Origin of the sequence: Leucobacter sp. UCD-THU (assembly GCF_000349545.1) — a bacterium.
Taxonomy (GTDB): domain Bacteria; phylum Actinomycetota; class Actinomycetes; order Actinomycetales; family Microbacteriaceae; genus Leucobacter; species Leucobacter muris.
Map to the genome: position 1 here is coordinate 132,067 of NZ_KB714602.1, position 14,450 is coordinate 146,516.

General features: G+C 72.2%; 14 protein-coding genes. 4 read left to right on the top strand and 10 right to left on the bottom strand.

Going from position 1 to position 14,450, the window contains the following annotated elements:
* Positions 1 to 8 precede the first annotated feature (8 nt).
* The 8 genes from H490_RS23870 to H490_RS23900 form a co-directional block, all read right to left on the bottom strand.
* Complete coding sequence (locus H490_RS23870) at positions 9 to 668, bottom strand: bifunctional 4-hydroxy-2-oxoglutarate aldolase/2-dehydro-3-deoxy-phosphogluconate aldolase (protein WP_017883986.1); 660 nt, start codon at positions 666 to 668, stop codon at positions 9 to 11.
* On the bottom strand, positions 665 to 1,009 hold the full coding sequence (locus H490_RS31105; protein ID WP_017883987.1) for a hypothetical protein: 345 nt from the start codon (positions 1,007 to 1,009) through the stop codon (positions 665 to 667). The genes H490_RS23870 and H490_RS31105 overlap by 4 nt, the downstream gene beginning before the upstream one ends.
* On the bottom strand, positions 1,006 to 1,791 hold the full coding sequence (locus tag H490_RS23875) for an ABC transporter ATP-binding protein (RefSeq protein WP_017883988.1): 786 nt from the start codon (positions 1,789 to 1,791) through the stop codon (positions 1,006 to 1,008). The genes H490_RS31105 and H490_RS23875 overlap by 4 nt, the downstream gene beginning before the upstream one ends.
* Positions 1,788 to 2,648 (bottom strand): ABC transporter permease, encoded by an 861-nt coding sequence (locus H490_RS23880; protein WP_017883989.1) that lies wholly within the window; start codon positions 2,646 to 2,648, stop codon positions 1,788 to 1,790. The genes H490_RS23875 and H490_RS23880 overlap by 4 nt, the downstream gene beginning before the upstream one ends.
* Positions 2,648 to 3,475, bottom strand: a complete 828-nt coding sequence (locus H490_RS23885; RefSeq protein ID WP_017883990.1) for an ABC transporter permease — start codon at positions 3,473 to 3,475, stop codon at positions 2,648 to 2,650. Before H490_RS23885 ends, H490_RS23880 begins: the two co-directional genes overlap by 1 nt.
* On the bottom strand, positions 3,475 to 4,605 hold the full coding sequence (locus H490_RS23890) for an ABC transporter substrate-binding protein (RefSeq protein ID WP_051066175.1): 1,131 nt from the start codon (positions 4,603 to 4,605) through the stop codon (positions 3,475 to 3,477). The genes H490_RS23885 and H490_RS23890 overlap by 1 nt, the downstream gene beginning before the upstream one ends.
* Positions 4,606 to 4,927: 322 nt before the next feature.
* Positions 4,928 to 5,890 carry a zinc-binding dehydrogenase gene (locus H490_RS23895; RefSeq protein ID WP_017883992.1) on the bottom strand — a complete coding sequence of 321 codons (963 nt, stop codon included), beginning with the start codon at positions 5,888 to 5,890 and terminating at the stop codon, positions 4,928 to 4,930.
* 66 nt (positions 5,891 to 5,956) lie between these two features.
* Entirely contained in the window at positions 5,957 to 6,988 is a 1,032-nt protein-coding gene (locus H490_RS23900) for a GTP-binding protein (RefSeq protein ID WP_017883993.1), read from the bottom strand.
* 84 nt (positions 6,989 to 7,072) lie between these two features.
* Here H490_RS23900 and ykgO point away from each other — a divergent pair, with 84 nt between their 5' ends.
* Positions 7,073 to 7,195, top strand: coding sequence for a type B 50S ribosomal protein L36 (gene ykgO / locus H490_RS23905; RefSeq protein WP_017883994.1), 123 nt, complete (start codon positions 7,073 to 7,075; stop codon positions 7,193 to 7,195).
* 105 nt (positions 7,196 to 7,300) lie between these two features.
* Here ykgO and H490_RS23910 read toward each other — a convergent pair whose 3' ends face one another.
* Entirely contained in the window at positions 7,301 to 9,376 is a 2,076-nt protein-coding gene (locus H490_RS23910) for a YhgE/Pip domain-containing protein (protein ID WP_069187471.1), read from the bottom strand.
* Positions 9,377 to 9,381: 5 nt separating this feature from the next.
* The gene (locus H490_RS23915) at positions 9,382 to 12,237 is read right to left on the bottom strand and encodes an MMPL family transporter (RefSeq protein ID WP_017883996.1); all 2,856 of its coding nucleotides are present in this window, start codon (positions 12,235 to 12,237) and stop codon (positions 9,382 to 9,384) included.
* 131 nt (positions 12,238 to 12,368) lie between these two features.
* On the opposite strand from H490_RS23915, the gene H490_RS23920 reads away from it, so the two are divergent.
* The 3 genes from H490_RS23920 to H490_RS23930 all read left to right on the top strand — a co-directional run bounded on the left by H490_RS23920 (position 12,369) and on the right by H490_RS23930 (position 14,416).
* Positions 12,369 to 13,061, top strand: coding sequence for a TetR/AcrR family transcriptional regulator (locus H490_RS23920; protein ID WP_017883997.1), 693 nt, complete (start codon positions 12,369 to 12,371; stop codon positions 13,059 to 13,061).
* Between the two features lie 86 nt (positions 13,062 to 13,147).
* Positions 13,148 to 13,753 carry a dCTP deaminase gene (dcd, locus tag H490_RS23925; protein ID WP_017883998.1) on the top strand — a complete coding sequence of 202 codons (606 nt, stop codon included), beginning with the start codon at positions 13,148 to 13,150 and terminating at the stop codon, positions 13,751 to 13,753.
* Between the two features lie 21 nt (positions 13,754 to 13,774).
* A complete protein-coding gene (locus H490_RS23930) occupies positions 13,775 to 14,416 on the top strand; it encodes a LysE family translocator (protein WP_017883999.1) in 642 nt (213 codons plus the stop codon).
* The last annotated feature ends 34 nt before the right edge of the window (positions 14,417 to 14,450 follow it).

The window sequence follows — 14,450 nt, forward strand, 5'->3', positions numbered from 1 at the left end:
TCCTCACATCAAACATGTCTGGGGTGGTCGTTCACGGCGGCGAGCGCCGCGGCGGCGCGTTCGGTGATGCCGCGCTCCTCGCCGGGCGCGACCCTGCTCGGCGACAGCCTGCCGCCGAGTCCGACGGCGGCGGCGCCGGCGCCGAGCCACTCGCCCACCTGCTGCACGTCGACGCCGCCGCTCGGCACGATGACGAGGTCGGGCAGCGGCGCGAGCAGGTCGCGCACGAACGCGGGTCCGAAGCTGCGGGCGGGGAAGAGCTTCACGGCGGGGGCGCCGGCCCGCACGGCGCGCAGGGCCTCCGAGGGCGTCATCACGCCGGGCAGGGGCAGCAGGCCGCGCCGCAGCGACGCCGCGACGACCTCGTCGACCGTGGCGGGGCTCACCGCGAATCGCGCTCCCGCGTCGGCGGCCTCGTCGACCTGCGCGGCGTCGAGCACGGTGCCCGCCCCGATGCAGACGGCGTCGCCGTGCCGTCGCGACAGTCGGGCGATGAGCTCGGCGGCGCCCGGCACGCTGTAGGTGATCTCGATCAGGGTGATCCCGCCCGCGATCGCGGCCTCGACGGCGCGCTCCGCGTCGTCGGCGGTCTCGCTGCGCAGGATCATGATGATCCGCTCGTCGCGGACGCGCTGCAGGGTGCTCAGCACCCGCTCCTCGGGGGTCACGATGCGCTCCCCTGCAGGTCGAGCGAGTTCACCCAGTAGAGGCGGGCGATCCGCGAGACGTCGGCGGGGGCGACGCTGCGCAGCATCACCGTGTCGCCGTCGACCTTCATGACGTTGCCGTAGTCCTGCAGGTAGAGGGTGTGGAAGCGCTCGGGCTCGAAGTTCAGCGTGACGGCGATGCGCAGCTTCGGGTCGCCGCTCGCGACGGCCGACGAGAGCTCCCCGCTCACCTTCGCGGGCGCGATGACCGCCATCGCGAGGTTCCAGCCGAGCAGCAGCACGGTGATGATCAGGATCGTGGCGACGGTGGGGTGCCGCACCACCTTCCAGGCGCGCTTCACAGTTCCGCCTCTTCCTCGTCCTCGACGCCGAGCATCGTCATGAGCCTGCCGCGCATGCGCAGGAACTCCGGGTCGCGGGCCGTCTCCTTCCACACCCGCGGGCGGGGCAGCGTCACGTCGAGATCGGCCGCGACGGTGGAGGGCCTGCCCGAGAGCACGACGACGCGGTCGGCCATGAAGATCGCCTCCTCGACGTCGTGGGTGACGAAGAGCACGGTGGGCCGCTGGGTCTCCCAGATGCGCAGCACCTCCTGCTGCAGCGTGCGCCTCGTCTGGGCGTCGATCGAGGCGAACGGCTCGTCCATGAGCATCATCGTCGGCTCGGTCGCGAGCACCCTCGCGACGCCGGCGCGCTGCCGCATGCCTCCCGAGAGCTCGTGCGGGTACTTGCGCTCGAAGCCCTCGAGGCCGACGAGCCCGATCATGCGCCGCGCTTCTTCGAGGCGCTGCGACTTCGGCATGCCGCGCATCTTGAGGCCGAAGGCGACATTCTTCTCGACCGTCATCCACGGGAAGAGCGCGAAGTCCTGGAACACCACCCCGCGGTCGACTCCGGGCCCCGTGATCTGCTCGCCGGCGAGCAGCACGCGTCCACCGGTCGCCTTGACGAAGCCGGCCACGATGTTGAGCATCGTGGTCTTGCCGCACCCGGAGGGTCCGATCAGCGACACGAACTGCCCCTCGGGGATCGTGAAGTTCACGTCGTCGATCGCGGTGACCCGTTCACCGTTGTACTGATCGACGTAGGTCTGTTGTACGTGTTCGATCTGCAGCAGACTCATCGTCCCACCTTCTCTACCATTCCCCATCGCTCGACCGTCGCCTTCTCGAGCGGCGCGAGGATGAGTGCGTCTGTCATGTACCAGAGGGCGCCGAGCACGATCATGCCGACGAACACCTGCGAGATGTCGCCCTGACGGCGACCGTCGAACATCATGAAGCCGAGGCCGCTCGTGCCGATGATGATCTCGGCGGCGATCAGCGCGCGCCAGCCGTAGCCGAGGCCGGTGCGGATGCCGCTCACGAGGCCCGGCATCGCGGCCGGCACCACCACGTAGGCGACCTCGCTGGCCCGGCCGGCGCCGAGGGAGCGAGACGCGCGGCGCAGGTTCTGCGGGATCGCGTCGATCCCGGCCACGATGCTGATGATCAGCGGGAACACCACGGTGTACACGATCACGATCGTCACCGAGGTGAGGCTGAAGCCGAACCAGATGATGAGGATCGGCAGCCACGCGATGTCGCCGATGGCCTGGAAGAACGAGAGCAGCGGCCAGCTGAACTTGCGCACCCACCGGTTCATCCCGATCAGGTAGCCCAGCGGGATCCCGATCCCGAGCCCCCACGCGGCCCCCACGGCGAGCCTCACGAGCGAGTCGGAGACGTACACCGGCAGGATGCCGCGCTCGATCATGCGCCACCCCTCGGCGAGCACCGTCCCCGGGCTCGCGAAGAACGCGGGCGGGAAGACGTGCAGCGCCGAGAGCAGCCACCAGGCCGCGAAGACGACGGCGAACGGACCCCACACGCGGATGCCGGGCACCTTCAGGGCGCGGCTCCAGAACGCGTCCCAGCCGAGCCGCAGGCTCGCTCCGCCGCCACCGCCGACGATCACGTCGGTCGCTTCGACCCGGGTCATCACTCCACCCCCGCTCGTGCGCCCCAGCGTTCGACGGTGCGCCGCTCGAGGGGTGCGAGCAGCAGTCGGTCCATCAGCAGCCAGAGCACCCCGATGACGATCATCATGAGGATGATGACGTCGGTCTCGTAGTACTGCCTGGCCAGGAAGAGGCTGTAGCCGAGGCCGGCCGCGGTCGCGATGATCTCGGCCGCGATCAGCCCGCGCCAGGCGAAGCCCATGCCGATGCGGGTGCCGGTGGCGATCGCCGGGGCGGCGCCCGGCAGGTAGATCTGGAAGAACATGCGCAGCGGGCTCGCCCCGAGGCTGCGCGCGGCGCGGATCAGGTTCGTGGGGATCTGCTGCACCCCGAGCATCGTGTTGTACACGATCGCGAAGAACACGGCGTTGAAGACCACGAAGATCACGGCCGGGTCGCCGTAGCCGAGCCAGAGCGTCGCGAGAGGGATCCACGCGATGCCGGCGAGGGCGACCGAGAAGCGCAGCAGCGGGCTGAAGAAGCCCGATACGGCGCGGTTCATGCCCATCAGGATCCCGAACGGGATGCCGACGAGCACCGCGAGGCCCGCCCCGACGATGACGCGCAGGATGCTCACCCCCATGTGCAGCCAGAGCGTGCCGTCGCCGATCATCTCGCCCAGCGCGCCGAGCACCTGGGCGAACGAGGGGAACACCCGCGGCGAGACGTCGAGCACCGGGATCGCGATCAGCCAGATCGCGAGCAGCAGCACGAAGGGGCTGGCGAACCAGGCGGCCTTCGAGAGCCCCGCCCGCAGTCGGAAGCCGTGGTGGCTCCCGACTGCGGGCTCGGCGGCGAGCTGAGCCATCAACCGCACATCCCCGCGGCCGGGTCGAAGACGAAGCCGTCGGTGATCCGTGCGGAGTCGGGCACCGCGGCGAGATCCTCGAACAGCTCGGGCGACTCGTCGGCGATCGTGTTGATCGGCCCGGGCACGAACACCTCGTTCACGTCGAAGGTGCCGTCGATCGATCCGAGGGCGAAGAGGGTGTCCTCGGCGTCGCTGAGGGCCTGGAAGTTGCAGGCCGAGATGCGCCCGTCGAGCTGCTTGATGTTGAAGGCCATGGCCTCCTGGGCGATGCCCTCGTCCATGCCCGACAGCCAGCGGGTCGCGGTCTGGGCCGCGTCGTCGGGGTTCTCGCGCATCCACTGGTCGGCGGCGGCGCGGGCGCGCAGGAACCGCTCGACCGCGTCGGGGTTCTGCTCGACGAAGTCGCGCTTCGCCACGATGTAGCCCATGAAGCCGATGTAGCCGCCGCCGCGCAGCACGGTCTCGGTGCCCTCGACCTGCTGCTCGATCGTCATCGGCCACGGGTCCCAGATCACGGCCGCGTCGATGCCGTCGGTCTGCAGCGCGACCGCGAGGTCGGTGGCGGCCGTGTTCACGATCTCGACGTCGTCGGGCGTCATGCCGTTGTCCTCGAGCAGGGCGAGCAGGTAGAGGTGGTTGATCGATCCGACGGTCACGCCGAGGCGCTTGCCCCGCAGCGAGCTCAGGTCGTCGCCCGAGACGCCGGCGTCCGACTTCGCCACGATCGCCATCGTCTCGTCGATGCCGAGCTGGGCCGCGCTGCCGGTGTAGTTGCCGACGATCACGTAGTCGGCTCCCTTGAGCACGGCGCCGATCAGCGGGGCGCCCACCTGGGCGAACTGGATCTGGTCGGTCTCGAGCGCGTTGAGCTGGTCGACGCCGCTCGCGAACGGCTCGGCGACCGCGACGTCGAGCCCCTCGTCTTCGAAGAAGCCCTGGTCGAGGGCGGCCGGAAGGCCGATCTGGTCGATCGCCGACACCCAGCCCGCGCTGAGTTCGATCTCCTCCGACTGGGCCGCGCCGCCGTCGCCGTCCTGCTGCGATCCGCCGCCGCTGCAAGCGATGAGCGAGGCCGCCAGGCCCGCCGCCAAAATCCCCGATCCGAGCCGGGCAAGTCTGCGCCGCATCACGGATCCTCCTTTCTCTCACGTCATTGTGGGTGCCCGTCCGCGCTCCGTCTTCGGAGGCTCGGGGCCGAGGTCTCTGCCTTCGTAGCAGTCTGCTCGACGGGTGACGATCCGACGAGCGCATCTTCTCAATGGGCGCTATCCGGATTCCGAATAGTCCCAGTTCAGCGGCGTGTTTGACGGCGTTCCGGTGCGCTGCGAGCGGGCTCGCCGGCGCTCGGCGCGGGATCGGGCCGGGGGCGGGGACGCTCGGCGCTCAGACGGGAGCGAGCGCCGCGGGAGCGAGTGTCCCCCCGCCGCGGGCGCTCCGGCCCGCCGGGGGTCAGGGCTCGAGGATCACCTTGCCGGTGGTGGCCCGCGACTCGAGCGCGGTGTGCGCCTCGGCCGCCTCGGCCAGCGGGAAGCGCGCCCCGATGCGCACGTCGAGCCCGCCGTCTGCGATCGCCTCGAAGAGCTCGCGGTAGCGCCAGGCGCGCTCCTCGGGGGTGCGCAGGAAGTGCCCGATCGAGGGGCGCGTGATCGAGAGCGATCCGCCGGCGTTGAGCCGCTGCAGGTCGAACGGCGGCACGGGCCCGCTCGCCGCGCCGAAGAGCACGAGCTCGCCGCGCACCCGCAGGGCGCGCAGGGAGTCGTCGAAGGTGCTCCGCCCCACGCCGTCGTAGACCACGGCGACGCCCTCGCCGCCCGTGAGCTCTCGCGCCCGGTCGGCGAAGCCGCCGTAGTCGAGCACCTCATCGGCGCCGGCGCCGCGGCTGAGCTCGCGCTTCTCGGGGGTGGAGGCCGTGGTGATCACCCGCACTCCGCGCCGCACGAGCAGCTGGGTGAGCAGCAGGCCGACGCCGCCCGCGCCCGCGTGCACGAGCACCGCGTCGCCCGCCTGCGGCTGCGCGGCCGAGGTCGCGAGGTAGTGGGCGGTGATGCCCTGCAGGGGCAGCGCGGCGGCCGCGTCGGCGGCGACCCCGTCGGGCACCCGCACCGCCCGATCGGCCTCGACCGCGAAGCGGTCGGCGTAGCAGTCGCGCCCCTCGGCCGTGGTGATGAGGTCGCCCTCGGCGAAACCCTCGACCCCGTCGCCGGCCGCGACCACGCGCCCGCTCGCCTCGGTGCCCGGCGTGTAGGGGAACGGCACCGAGTAGGCCCCCGACCGCCGGTAGGTGTCGATGAAGTTGACGCCCGCGGCGGCGGTCTCGACCAGCAGCTCGCCCGGCCCCGGCTCGGGCACGGCGACCCGGCGCATCTCGAGCACCTCGGGGCCGCCGGCGTGGTCTGCAACGATCGCGCGCATAGTCATGGTTCGACCCTACGCCCGCGCCCCGCGCCCGCACCACCCGCGGGCGGGTGGCCCGCGGCCTCAGCGCATCGAGGTGCGCGGAATCGGGAAGGGGTCGGCGAACGAGGCCCAGAGGGTCGGGCCGGCGGCGAACTCGGCATCGGTGAGCGCCGCCGCGTCGAGGGCGGCGGTGAGGCGCTCGCGGTCGAGGTCGAGCCCGATGAGCGCGATGTCCTGCCCGAGGCCGAGCATCTCGGAGCCGCCGGGCTCGCCATCGCCCGCGACGTCGCCGCCGTCGGCCTGCAGCGGGTGCAGCGAGAACATCTGCCCCACATGCTCCCAGTTCGCGGTGAGGTGCGGCCGGGAGGCGAGGCGGCAGAACCCGGCCGACCGCAGCACGGTGCCGAACTCCCCCCGCGCGATGCGCTGGTCGAGCAGACGCGAGAGCCGCTCGGGGTGCATGAGGCGCAGTTGCTCGTACCGGAACGCCGAGACTCGAGGATCGGTGATGTGCGGGTGGTAGTCGTCGTTGAGGATCCCGACCCAGCCGGGGCGCTCCTGCCCCGCGGTGTAGACCGTCGGCTCGACAGGGCGGGCGCTGCCGCTGCGGTCGAGCTGCAGCACGGCGTGCGGGCTCAGGTGGCTGACGACCGCCATGACGGCCGAGAGGTTGGGGGTCGAGAGCGGCTGCCAGTTCACGAGCAGCACGGTCGACGCGAACTCGATCTGCTCGGCGGCGATGAGCGCCCGCGAGCAGCCCTCCTCACCCGCGGGCGTGCGCCTCACGAAGTAGTCGTCCCGCCGCAGGTCGTCGATGATGTGACCCGCGTCGACCACGCAGGTGATGCCGACGAGCCGGGTGCTCCGATCCTCGTCGACGAAGGTGCCGATGAGGTCGGTCATCGAGATGAACGCCGGCGGTTCGACGACCGCGCGGCGCTCCCGGTAGGCCCACGGCACGAGCGCGGCGGCCTCGTCCACCGGATCGGGGGCCATGGCCAGGCGCGGCGCCGGCACGAGCATCGCGCCGGTCTCCTCGGCGAGGCGGCGGGCGGCGATCCCCCGCTCCGGCCCGCACGATCCGACCACCGCGAACACGTCGATGAGTTCCACGTTTCCTCCCTGCGTCCCGCGGGTGCGGGCTCCGTGCGACACCATGCTATATGATAATCATTCTCATCAAGAAGGAGGTTCGCCGTGAAGGTGCGCTCATCACTCAAGTCGCTGAAGAACCAGCCGGGCGCGCAGGTCGTGCGCAGGCGCGGCCGGGTCTACGTGATCAACAAGCTCAACCCGAGATTCAAGGGCCGCCAGGGCTGAGGCCGGCCCGAGCCGAGAACGGCATCGGCCCGCTCCCCCGCACCCACGGCCGCGAAGCGCCGATGACGGTGAGAGGGAGCGGGGCGGATGCCCGAGAGCCGCGGATCAGGCCCGTCGCCGAACCCGCGCCACGGCGAGGGCGGTGAGCACGAGCCCGCCCAGCGCCCAGAGCACGAGCACGACCGCCGCGATCCCCGCCCCCGAGGCACCCGTGGCCACCGCCTGGAACCCCCCGAGCGCCGCCCCGATCGGGCTCGCGTCGCCCACCGCGGCGAGCGGCCCCGGCACGGTCGACACGATGCCCACCGCGAAGGCGACCACCAGCAGCGCGAACGCGACGAACCTCCCGAAGCCTCCGAGCAGCGCCGAAAGCCCCTGCACCACGAGCGCGAACGCGACCCCCGCGAGCAGCGCCAGCCCGAAGAAGGCCGAGCCGCGCGCCAGATCGTAGCCGAGCGCGACCGGCAGCACCACGCCCGCCATCGCGCCCTGCACGGCGCCCATCACCACCGCCGGCACCGCGCTGCGCAGCGTGATCCAGCCGACGCCGCGCGCCGCCTCGCGGGTTCGGCGCCACAGCGGCGCGAGCACCAGGAACATCGCCAGCCCGCCCGCCCACAGCGCGATGCCCGCGAACAGCGGCACACCCGAGGCGTTGAACAGCTCGTCGGTGCCGCCACGCGCCTCGACGGGCGCGATCGCCGTCTCGGCGAGCTTGTCGCGCTGCGCCTCGGTGTAGTTCGGGATGCCGCTCACGGCGTCGCCGAGCCCGCCGGCCAACTCGCTCGCCCCGTTCGCCGACTGCTCGGCGCCGGAGGCGAGCTGCGACGCGCCCTCGGCGAGCGCGGGCGTGCCCGCCGCGAGCTCGGAGGTGCCGGTGGCGAGCTGCGAGGCGCCTGAGGCGAGGCCGGAGGCGCCCGTCGCGAGCTGCGAGCCCTGCGCCGCGAACTGATCGAGGCCCGCTCCGAACTGATCGAGGCCCGCGATGAGCTGGTCGAGCTGCGCGCCGGGATCTCCCCCGCCCGCCGCCGCGCCTGCACCCAGGGTCGCCTCGAGCCGGCCCTGGGCCGCCGCGAGGCCGTTCATGCCCGACTGCACGCTCTGCAGGCCGCCGCCGATCTGCGTCACCCGGTCGACGAGGGTCGTCTGCAGAGACTCGCAGAAGGACGGGTCGGCACCCGAGGCGTAGCAGTCGCCCACGAGCGTTGCGATATCGCCCGGCAGCCCCTCCTGCTCATCCATGGCCGCGCCGACCGCGCGGAGCCCGCTCTCGACCTCGCCCTGCGGGGCGACGCTCTCGGCCTGCAGCTGGGCGAGCGCGCCGACGGTGGTCTTCAACTGAGTCGCGGCGCCGGCCGCGCCCTGCCCGAGCGGGCGGTAGGCATCGGCGAGCTGCGACGCCCCTCCGACGTACTGGCTCACACCCGACGAGAGCTCCCCCGCGCCGTTCGCCAGTTCCCCCGCGCCACCCGAGAGCTGCTGCGTACCGTCCGACAGCTGCCGGGTGCCGTCGGCGAGCGCGCCCGCGCCGTCGGCGAGCTGCGCACCGCCGTCGGCCAGCTGCCGCGCGCCGTCGGCCGCGTCGCCGAGCCCGCTGTGCAGCTCGTTCATGCCGACGAACACGCTGCCGACGAACTGGGAGCCGAGCTTCTGGTTGAGCACGCTCGTGGCGGTCTGGGTGACGATGCCGCTCAGGGCGGTGTCGATGAGCCGGCCGCGGTCGCTCTCGGCGATGTCGATGTGCGCCTGCTCGGCGTCGTCGGGGCCGCTGGAGAGCGAGGTGGCCGCGGCCGAGAAGTTCTCGGGAATGGTGACGACGGTGGCGTAGCGCCCGTCGCCGAGGCCCTGCTCGGCGTCGTCCTCATCGGTGAGCACCCAGGTGAAGTTGGTGCGCTCATCGTCGGAGCCCTCCTCAGGGGAGGAGGACGAAGCGGACGGGGATCCGATCAGCTCGCCGGCCAGCACGCGGCCGAGCGGCACGGTCTGGCCGTCGACCTCGACGGGCTCGTCGTGGTTCACCACGGCGGCCGTGACGGAGTCGAGGCGATCGGTGGGGTTCCAGAGCCCCCAGAGCAGCAGTCCGGCGACGGTGAGCGGCACCAGCACGAGGCCGAGCAGCGTGGTCCAGTGCACGGGCCTGCGGCCGCGCAGCGGGGTGAGCGGAAGCGCGTCGTTTCGCATGTCGGTCACAGCCCTTTCTGCTCGCCCGCGGCGGGGGCGAGGGGGTGATCGGGGAGCCCCGGGAGCGCGGGGGCGGGTTCGGGGCGCCCGGCGGCGGGGCGGGAGGGCGCGACGAGCACGGCGCCGCGGGGCAGCAGTCGCTCGGCGAGCTCGCGCGACCCGAGCGCGATCACCGTAGGGGCGGGGGCGGATCCGCGGACGCCATCGATCTGCGCGGCCGCGAGCGCGGAGTGCGCGCTCTCCACGAGCGAGAGCGGCATCGGCCGCTCGCCCGCGGCGCGCAGGTCGAGCACCACGACCGAGGGGCGATCCCGCAGCGCGTCGCGCAGCGACTCGGGATCGGCCCACGCCGAACGCGCCCGCAGCGAGGAGGCCCGCTCGGGCAGCAGCAGCCCGTCGACCTTCACGGTGCCGGTGACGATGGAGCCGCGGCCGGTGAGCACCTCGGCGAGGGGCAGGGAGAGGGGATCGCGCGGGTCGAGCAGCAGGGTCTCGCCGGGCGAGACGCGCAGCTCGGGCAGGCGCAGGCCGCCGCGCAGCGCGAGCCGGTCGGCCGCGATGACGGCGTGCGGCATGTCGGACGGCCATTGCCGGTGCTCGATCTCGCGCGCGAGGCCCTCGCCCTCGACGTCGAAGGCGGGCAGCACGCGCGACAGCCAGCGCGGCATCCGCCACGCGCGATCGCCGAGCAGCGCCATGACGGCGGGAACGAGGGTCATGCGCACCACGAAGGCGTCGACGAACACGCCGACCGCGAGGCCCAGTGCGATCACCTTGATCGACGGGTCGCCCTCGGGAACGAAGGCCGCGAAGACGGCGAACATGATGAGCGCCGCGGCGGTCACCACCTTCGCGCTGCCCACGAAGCCGCGGTGGATCGCGTCGTGCGCGCCCGCGCCGTGCACGTACTCCTCGCGGATGCGCGACACGAGGAACACCTCGTAGTCCATCGCGAGGCCGAAGAGCACGCCCATGAGGATGATCGGCATGAAGCTCAGCACCGGCCCGGTGGCGCTCACGTGCAGCGGCTCGGCGAACCATCCCCACTGGAACACGGCGACGACCGCGCCGAATGCGGCGCCCACCGACAGCAGGTAGCCGAGGGTGGCCTTGACGGGCACCCAGACCGAGCGGAAGACCATGGCGAGCAGGATCAGCGAGAGGCCGACCACGAGGATGCCGAAGGGCAGCAGCGCGTGCATGAGCATCTCGGAGACGTCGATGCCGACGGCGGTGAAGCCCGTGACGGCGAGGCTGACCCCGTACTGCTGCAACCACTCGTCGTGGTGCTCGCGCAGGGTGTGCACGAGCTCGGTGGTGCTCTCGGCATGGGGCCCCTCCTCGGGCACGACCTGGATGATGCCCGTGTCGGCGCCCATGTTGGGGGTGGCGAGAGGCACATCGGCCACGCCGGGCACCTGGCGCACCTCGTCGGCGAGATCCTCCATGAGGCCGAGCGGATCCTCACTCGTGATGATCGAGCCGGTGAGCAGCAGGGGGCCGTTGTGCCCCTCGCCGAAGTGCTCGCCCGTGAGCTCGTAGGTGACGCGCGCCGGATCATCGGCGGGCAGCGAGGTCGCGTTCGGCAGGGCGAGGCGCAGGTCGAGCGCGGGCACCGCGGCGAGGCCGAGGGCGACAAGCACGGCGACGATCGTGAGCACCGGCCGCCGGGTGACGGCGCGCACCCAGCCGGCGAAGAAGCGGTCGGCCCGCGAGGGGGCGTGGGCTGCCGCGTTCCCCGACCCCGTCGAGGGGGACGCGGTCGCCCCTTCGGCGCGCTCGGGGGCCGACGGCTCGCCGGGCTCGGAGGGCGGCGCGGCGAGCGCTCGCCGATGCTTCTTCGGCAGGATGCGCATGCCCGCCATCGACATGATCGCCGGGGTGAGGGTCACCGAGATGAGCACCGCGACCGCGACGGCGGCGGCCGCGGCCACGCCGAGCGCGGTCAGGAAGGGGATGCCGGCGACCGAGAGGCCCACGAGCGCGATGATCACGGTGAGTCCCGCGAACACGACCGCCGATCCGCTGGTCGCCGTGGCGCGCGCGATCGACTCCTCGACCTCGGCCCCGGCCCGCAGCTGCTCCTGGTGCCGGCTCACGATGAAGAGCGTGTAGTCGATGCCCACGGCGAGGCCGAGCATGAGGGCGAGCATGGGGGTGGTCGAGGTGAGGTCGGCGAAGGCCGTGACGAGGAACATGCCCGCGATCGAGACGCCCACGCCGAGGATCGCGATGAGCAGCGGCATGCCGGCCGCGATGAGCGAGCCGAGGGTGAGGATCAGCACGATGAACGCGATCACCACGCCCACCGCCTCCGTGGGGCTGATGCCGGGCACCGCGGCGGAGAAGGCCTCGCCGCCGTAGGAGGCCTCGGCGCCGGTCGGCAGGCGATCCCGGATCTGCTCGGTGACCTGCTCGATGCCCTCGACGGTGGCGTCGGAGACGCTGCTGACCTCGCCTTCGAGCTGCACCGTGATGAGCGCGGCGCTGCCGTCGTCGGCGAGGCCGCCGCTCGCCTGCTCGCTGAAGGGGGTCTGCACCGCGGTGACCGCGTCCACGCCCTCGAGCTCGCTCGCGGCCTCGTCGATGATGCGCTCGTAGGAGGGGTCGTCGGCCCGCTGGCCGTCTGCGGCGACCACGATGATGGTGGCGCTCGTGCCGCTCACCTCGGGGAACGTGCGCCCGAGTTCGGTGATGGCCTGCTGCGACTCGGTGCCGGGAATGGTGATGGGCGCGTTGGCGCCCTGACCGAAGAGCGCGGCGCCGGCGCCCAGCAGGGCCAGCAGGGCGATCCAGAGAGCGAGCACGAGAACGCGGGCGCGGGTCGCCCAGCGGCCCAGGGCGTAGAGCAGCGTGGACATGCGTGCCTTTCGGTGGCGGGGGCGGGCTCCGATGCACGCGTGCATCGACTCGATACACCAGTGTATCGGGGACGATACACGCATGTATCCGCGAGTTCTCAGCTTCGCGGGAGCGTGAGACAATGGCAGGCATGTTCCCCGCCGAAGCCGACTCCTCAGCGATCGGCGCCGCAGCGGATCCGGCCCCCAGCGCGCGGCGCCGGGAGACCCGCAACCGGCTGCTCGACGCCGCCGCCGAGGTGTTCACCGAGGAGGGCCTGCAGGGCGCCACCGTCGAACAGGTGTGCAGCCGCGCCGGTTTCAGCCGCGGCGCCTTCTACTCGAACTTCTCGAGCAAGGAGGAGCTGTTCCTCGCGACGCTGCAGCACCAGTACGAGCTGCGCGCGGCGCAGCTCACCCGTCGGGCCGAGGAGCTGATCCCCGACCTGCAGAGCTGCAGCGAACCTCTGCGGCCGGCTGAGGTGGCCGGCTACGTGCAGGAGTTCCTCGCGCCCGTCGACGCCGAGTCGGCGTGGTTCGCGCTCGAAACGGAGTTCATGCTGCTCGCGATGCGGGATCCCGAGCTCGCGCCGCCCGGTTTCGCGGGCTTCCTTGACGCGCTGAAGGGCGATCTCGCCGAGGTCGTCGAGAAGCTCGTCGACGCGGCCGGCCGCCGCTTCGTCCTGCCGGTCGAACGAGCGCTCGCCGTCTTCGACGGCCTCTACGACCGCGCGGCCCGGCTCGCGGCGATCTCCGGAGGCGCCGCCTCGGAGGGGTCGGAGGAGCTCGGCGACCGGATCACGGAGCTGCTCTTCGTGATCACCGAGGAGGCGCCGGGCGAGTGACCGGACTGCGCCCCCGCTTCTCGCGCCTCGCCACCGCCTCGACGGACGCTTCGACGGTCGATGCGAACGCCGCATAGAATCGACTCGTGCTGCTCTCCGATCACGACATCAACGCCGAACTCGAGTCCGGGCGCATCGGCCTCACCCCGAGCGAGGCGTCGATGGTGCAGCCGTCGAGCGTCGACGTGCGCCTCGACCGCTACTTCCGGCTCTTCGACAACCACAAGTACGCGGTCATCGATCCCGCCGCCGAACAGCCCGAACTCACCCGGCTCATCGAGGTCGATCCCGCCGAGGGCTTCATCCTGCACCCGGGCGAGTTCGTGCTCGGCTCGACCTTCGAGAAGGTCTCGCTGCCCGACGACATCGCTGCGCGCCTCGAGGGCAAGAGCTCGCTCGGCCGCCTCGGTCTGCTCACGCACTCGACGGCGGGCTTCATCGACCCCGGCTTCGAGGGGCACGTCACCCTCGAGCTCTCGAACGTGGCCACGCTGCCGATCCGGCTCTGGCCGGGCATGAAGATCGGGCAGCTCTGCTTCTTCAGGCTCTCGTCGCCCGCCGACCGACCCTACGGCGCCGGCGCCACGTTCTCCCGCTACCTGGGCCAGCGTGGGCCCACCGCCTCGCGCTCGCACCTCAACTTCCACCGCGTCGACGTGACGGTCACCGCCGAGGGCGGCGCGGGCGAGTAGCCCGCCGACCCGCATCGCATCATGACGTTCGAGCAGGCCGTACTGGGATTCGCCGTCGTCGCAGCCCTGCTCACCGTCGTGCCCGGCGTCGACACGGCGCTGGTGCTGCGCAGCTCGATCTCGCACTCGCGCGGCTACGCCGCCGCCACGGCCCTCGGTGTGCTGAGCGGCACGATCGCCTGGGGCATCGCGGCCGCCGTCGGGGCGACCGCGCTGCTCGCGGCCTCGACGCTCGTCTACCGGGTGTTCAGCCTCGCGGGGGCCATCTACCTCGCCTGGATGGGTGCGAGGTTCATCGTCAAGAGCTTCCGCGGCGGGGTCGCGCAGGATGCCGAGCTGCCGGCGCTGCGGGGCAGCGCCCGGCGCGGCTTCACGACGGGGCTCGTCACCAATCTGCTGAACCCCAAGGTGGGGGTGTTCTACCTGGCGGCGATCCCGCAGTTCCTGCCCGAGGGCGTCTCGCCCATCGTGATGGGCACGGTGCTCGCGCTCGTGCACAACGCGTTCGGGCTCGTGTGGTTCGCGGCGCTCATCCTGGCCGGCTCGGCGCTCGGCGCTCGCCTGCGGTCGCCTCGCGTGATGCGCTGGCTCGATCGGGTCACCGGCGGCGTGCTGCTGCTGTTCGGCGTCCGCCTGGCGCTCGACTTCCGCTCGGCCCCCTGACGCAGGGGCACGAGCGGTCCCCGCGACCGCCGGT

Bases quoted from the DNA above. Each gene is read 5' to 3' on its own strand.
- H490_RS23875 (WP_017883988.1), bottom strand. From the start codon at position 1,791: ATGAGTCTGCTGCAGATCGAACACGTACAACAGACCTACGTCGATCAG.
- H490_RS23880 (WP_017883989.1), bottom strand. From the start codon at position 2,648: ATGACCCGGGTCGAAGCGACCGACGTGATCGTCGGCGGTGGCGGCGGA.
- H490_RS23885 (WP_017883990.1), bottom strand. From the start codon at position 3,475: ATGGCTCAGCTCGCCGCCGAGCCCGCAGTCGGGAGCCACCACGGCTTC.
- H490_RS23890 (WP_051066175.1), bottom strand. From the start codon at position 4,605: ATGCGGCGCAGACTTGCCCGGCTCGGATCGGGGATTTTGGCGGCGGGC.
- H490_RS23895 (WP_017883992.1), bottom strand. From the start codon at position 5,890: ATGCGCGCGATCGTTGCAGACCACGCCGGCGGCCCCGAGGTGCTCGAG.
- H490_RS23910 (WP_069187471.1), bottom strand. From the start codon at position 9,376: ATGCGAAACGACGCGCTTCCGCTCACCCCGCTGCGCGGCCGCAGGCCC.
- H490_RS23915 (WP_017883996.1), bottom strand. From the start codon at position 12,237: ATGTCCACGCTGCTCTACGCCCTGGGCCGCTGGGCGACCCGCGCCCGC.
- H490_RS23920 (WP_017883997.1), top strand. From the start codon at position 12,369: ATGTTCCCCGCCGAAGCCGACTCCTCAGCGATCGGCGCCGCAGCGGAT.
- H490_RS23930 (WP_017883999.1), top strand. From the start codon at position 13,775: ATGACGTTCGAGCAGGCCGTACTGGGATTCGCCGTCGTCGCAGCCCTG.